This is a genomic window from Cyanobacteriota bacterium (assembly GCA_025054735.1).
Taxonomy (GTDB): Bacteria; Cyanobacteriota; Cyanobacteriia; order SKYG9; family SKYG9; genus SKYG9.
The window spans coordinates 1-4,260 of the sequence record JANWZG010000353.1 but is presented as its reverse complement, the minus strand read 5'-3'; the positions used below and the strand labels follow the sequence as shown (position 1 = coordinate 4,260).

At 50.0% G+C, this 4,260-nt stretch carries 5 protein-coding genes; 2 read left to right on the top strand and 3 right to left on the bottom strand.

Going from position 1 to position 4,260, the window contains the following annotated elements; genetic code table 11:
• A partial coding sequence (locus NZ772_14825) for an imidazole glycerol phosphate synthase cyclase subunit (protein MCS6814826.1) occupies positions 1–523 on the bottom strand: 523 nt, incomplete at its 3' end.
• Positions 524–886: 363 nt separating this feature from the next.
• Between NZ772_14825 and NZ772_14820 the strand changes: the two genes are divergently transcribed.
• Together NZ772_14820 and NZ772_14815 are read left to right on the top strand one after the other, a co-directional pair.
• Positions 887–2,293 (top strand): ACT domain-containing protein, encoded by a 1,407-nt coding sequence (locus tag NZ772_14820; protein MCS6814825.1) that lies wholly within the window; start codon positions 887–889, stop codon positions 2,291–2,293.
• Positions 2,294–2,440: 147 nt separating this feature from the next.
• Positions 2,441–2,773 carry a hypothetical protein gene (locus NZ772_14815; GenBank protein ID MCS6814824.1) on the top strand — a complete coding sequence of 111 codons (333 nt, stop codon included), beginning with the start codon at positions 2,441–2,443 and terminating at the stop codon, positions 2,771–2,773.
• Between the two features lie 37 nt (positions 2,774–2,810).
• Here NZ772_14815 and NZ772_14810 read toward each other — a convergent pair whose 3' ends face one another.
• Together NZ772_14810 and NZ772_14805 are read right to left on the bottom strand one after the other, a co-directional pair.
• Positions 2,811–3,227: a hypothetical protein gene (locus NZ772_14810; GenBank protein MCS6814823.1), complete on the bottom strand. Its 417-nt coding sequence runs from the start codon at positions 3,225–3,227 to the stop codon at positions 2,811–2,813.
• Between the two features lie 161 nt (positions 3,228–3,388).
• Positions 3,389–3,799, bottom strand: coding sequence for a hypothetical protein (locus tag NZ772_14805; GenBank protein ID MCS6814822.1), 411 nt, complete (start codon positions 3,797–3,799; stop codon positions 3,389–3,391).
• Between the last annotated feature and the right edge of the window lie 461 nt (positions 3,800–4,260).

The window sequence follows — 4,260 nt, the reverse complement described above, 5'->3', positions numbered from 1 at the left end:
TCACCAGCAGTTCGCCTGCACCCCGCTTGGTAACCTCAACAGCCCAAGCAACTGCATCCAGGCCTGTGTTTTCCCGTCCACCTCGAACATACACATCCCAGCCGGGGTTAGTTGGATCGGTGCGACGGCGGGCATCAATGGCCACTACAATACACTGAGCACCAAAGCGATCGCTAGCTCGATTCACCAAATCTGGATCTCGGACAGCAGCTGAATTGATACTCACCTTGTCTGCACCCGCTCGTAGCAGTTCCCGAATCGTCTCTAGGGACTGAATGCCACCACCAACGGTCAAGGGAATAAAGACCTGCTCTGCCGTGCGATAGACCACATCAAAAATAATGCTGCGATCTTCGTGGGTAGCCGTGATGTCAAGGAACACTAACTCATCGGCTCCAGCTTGATTGTAGACCTGTGCTAACTCAACAGGGTCTCCTGCATCCTTAAGGTTGACAAAGTTCACTCCCTTCACTACGCGGCCTGCTTTCACATCCAAACAGGGCAAGATTCGTTTCGCTAGCATGATGGTCTTGGCAATCAGTTCAAGGTTGCGGTTTTAAGGTCGTCCGTAACTGCTCAGGTTGCCCTCACTTAAAGCTCTCTCCCCTCTTGGGGAAAGGAACTTCAATCTGGTTTTGTTCCCCTTCTTGCTTGGGAGAAGGGTCTAGAGGATGAGAGCAGACGAGCAAAATCAGTAGTTATGGTCGTTCTTCATAGTAACCGATGCTAGTTATTTGCTCAGCACTGTGAGCGGACTAGCATTCAACAAGACTATGCCCCAACTAAAATGTCATCGAATCTAGCAGAACTATTCATGGTTTCTTGCCAAACAGACTCTATGATTTGATCTGAACCTTGCCTTATCCCCAAACTGACCATTATTGCCATGACCAATTTGACTCCGAATCCTAGTTTCAGTTTGACAATTCGTGTGCAGTTGCCGAATCGATCGGGAATGCTGTCGCAAGTAATTCAAGCCATCGCAGAAGAGGGTGGCAATCTTGGCCAGATTGACCTAATCGAGCAAACTCGTCAGATTTCCCTTCGTGACTTGACGGTAGACGCAGCGAGCACGGAACACGCTGAGACGATTGTGGCCGCTGTGAAGGCTGTGCCTGACATTACTTTGGTCAATGTATACGATCGCACCTTTAACCTCCATCGCAGTGGCAAAATCAGCGTTCACAGTAAGATTCCCCTTAAGGGACAGGCCGATCTGGCTATGGCTTACACCCCTGGCGTGGGGCGCATCTGTACGGCAATTGCCCAGGATCCTAGCCAAGTCTATAAGCTGACGATTAAGCAAAATACGGTAGCGATCGTTACTGATGGTAGCGCTGTCCTAGGTCTAGGGAACTTGGGGCCAGAGGCTGCTATGCCCGTGATGGAAGGCAAGGCTATGCTGTTCAAAGAATTTGGGGGAGTAGATGCCTTTCCGATTTGTTTGGCAACCCAAGATACCAACGAAATTGTGCAGACTGTTAAGCACATTGCTCCAGTATTTGGCGGCATAAATCTAGAAGATATTGCTGCTCCCCGCTGTTTTGAAATTGAAGCCCGTCTGCGCCAAGAATTAGATATTCCTGTGTTTCATGATGACCAACATGGGACAGCGATCGTCACCTTAGCGGCGCTAATCAACGCTGTGAAACTGGTGAATAAGTCCCTGAGTGATGTGAGCATTGTCATCAACGGAGCCGGAGCGGCTGGCGTTGCTATTGCCCGCCTGTTGCAAAAAGCCGGAGTGACCACCATCCGCATGTGCGATTCTAAAGGACTGATCTGTACCAGTCGCACCGATCTGAATCCAGAAAAGCAAGCCTTTGCAATCGACGTTTCCACTGCTGATGCCATCCCTACTTTGGCGGATGCTCTCCAGGGTGCTGATGTTTTCCTCGGTGTCAGTGTTCCAGGTGTGCTTACTCCAGAGATGGTACGCTCTATGGCTAGGGATCCTATAGTGTTTGCCATGGCGAATCCTATTCCTGAGATCCAGCCTGAACTGGTAGCTCAAGATGTAGCGGTGATGGCCACAGGGCGGAGCGACTATCCCAACCAAATTAATAACGTGTTAGCGTTTCCAGGGATTTTTCGAGGTGCGCTCGACTGTCGGGCCAAAACCCTAACAACCACCATGTATCTAGAAGCAGCGCGGGCGATCGCATCCCTAGTAAGTCCTGCTGACCTTGATCGAGAGCACATTATTCCCTCTGTGTTTGACGAACGCATAGCCTCTGTGGTAGCCGCCGCCGTGCAGCAATCTGCTCGCCAAGAAGGAGTTGCCCGCAGTTAGCCCTGTACTAGTTAGTCTTGGGCAGATGTGTTAATAAAAACTATCAAGCCAAGTAGACCAAGGCTTAGAATATAGGCAGATTTCTTGGTGTCTGCCCTTAGTAGTGATTGTGTACACGCATCCAGAGCCATGGGAGAGGTGATAGCAATGACAAATCCATTCCAGCAGATTACTGATATCGTGAAATCGACTGCATATCAGTATCAAGGCAACTATGGGGAATTGCTCTCACTTCTGCGGCTACTGGAAGCACTTCACCACGACATTCGCGATAACCTATTTCAACCGGCATTACCCACTAATCGTCAACAGCTATACAGCCTACTGCGAGACATTGAGCAGGCCGGAGGATGGCCCTACATCCCGCGCATGAAGCTCCAGGAGTTTCTAGACGTAGTAGAGAACAGCAACGCTGATCACAGTTCCCAAGCCTCAGACAACTTGCCAGACTCCATCGCCACTCATAACACCACCCAGTAACGATGGTCAACTATGGCTAACAATGCCAACCATGAGGCTAGTTCCTAGTAATACTCAAGGTGTAGGCATGACCCGTAGGGGTGCGATCGCCAATGTAAACCTGATAGGTACCTGCATTCCAATAACCTGGTTGCTCTAGGGGATTGCCAGACCCATCGGAAATGACGCAAAATTCGCCCCCATCAGGAGCTTTCAACATTAGCGTCAGGGAGTTAGCACCTTGTACTCGGAAGGTTAGATCCATCGCTTGGGTCAGAGTGATTGTCTGGCTGGGGCCAGCGGGAAGATTGCCGCAGGTTTTTGCCCCAGACCCGCCAGATGTGCCCGTGAGTACCATGGGGTTAGGATTAAAATTGGGAGAAAGTTGCACAGTCTGAGCTGGGGTGAATTCAGCCGTGCCCAAGCTCAGCGTGATGGCAGCAGGAATGGCCAATAGACGACGGAGACATTTCATAGTGACAAGGCCTCAACTACTCAACAGGTATGGTCGGACAATCGCTACACCAGCAGTTCTCCGACCTTTCCTCTATTATCTCTAGGGTATTGGCTGTAAGAACTTGTCTGTAGTACTGTTTCCAAGTTGTCACATAGCCTGTGATTACAGTTGCATCACTGTCACACCCGTAGAACCCTAGCAGCATCTGCATAGAGCATGGCCACATTAGGATCGCGCTGAATTGCTTGCACATAGCGGTGCTCATCCAATGTGCCCTCTGTATGTGGCGTAATTAGGTCTTGAGCTTGAGTTAGCAATGCTTCGGCTTGGGCAAGGGTTGCTGATGCTTTAGGGCTAAGTAGATCATCAATTTGGACAATAAACTGGGACATGGGACGCAACCACGCAAACCACTCATGATCAATGACTAGCCGAAAAAACTCTCCGCTAGAGGCAATCACACCGTATTCTTGCTCATAGGTGACGCGCTCAGACTCTAGGAGGGCTTTGTGGAGGCGCAGCAAGATAGCTCGAAAGTCCCGCAAGCGCTGAAAAGCTTCCAATTCTGAGGCAAAGTTAGACGATGACATGATGATGACAACTTAGTAACGACAATAAAAGGAACTTGTGGGCAAGGAGTAGAGCAGTTGGTTAACACCACTAATGCCTTCCCACCTCTTTGCACCTATCGTTGCACATAGCTGGTCACAAGACCTAACTGTTCATTAGGAGATCGCAACGGCGAGCAACCATGTTGGGTATCAAACATCGGAATTGTCATCATCCATGTACACTAGCCTGTGACAAACTGCCTGAGTAAGTAGCCATCTGAGGTCTAGGCCGGTGGCTTGGGCATGTCTTGGTCGCCTATGAGGCTAACTCTGCCATCGCTAAGGATGAAAACCCTATGATCCCTGAAGTCCAACGTTTGCAAGAAACTCGCCAAGGACAGATGCCGTGGAAAAAATGGGGACCCTATTTGAGTGAACGCCAGTGGGGAACCGTGCGTGAAGACTACAGTCCTTATGGTGCTGCTTGGGACTACTTTACC

Bases quoted from the DNA above. Each gene is read 5' to 3' on its own strand.
- NZ772_14805 (MCS6814822.1), bottom strand. From the start codon at position 3,799: ATGTCATCGTCTAACTTTGCCTCAGAATTGGAAGCTTTTCAGCGCTTG.
- NZ772_14820 (MCS6814825.1), top strand. From the start codon at position 887: ATGACCAATTTGACTCCGAATCCTAGTTTCAGTTTGACAATTCGTGTG.
- NZ772_14810 (MCS6814823.1), bottom strand. From the start codon at position 3,227: ATGAAATGTCTCCGTCGTCTATTGGCCATTCCTGCTGCCATCACGCTG.
- NZ772_14815 (MCS6814824.1), top strand. From the start codon at position 2,441: ATGACAAATCCATTCCAGCAGATTACTGATATCGTGAAATCGACTGCA.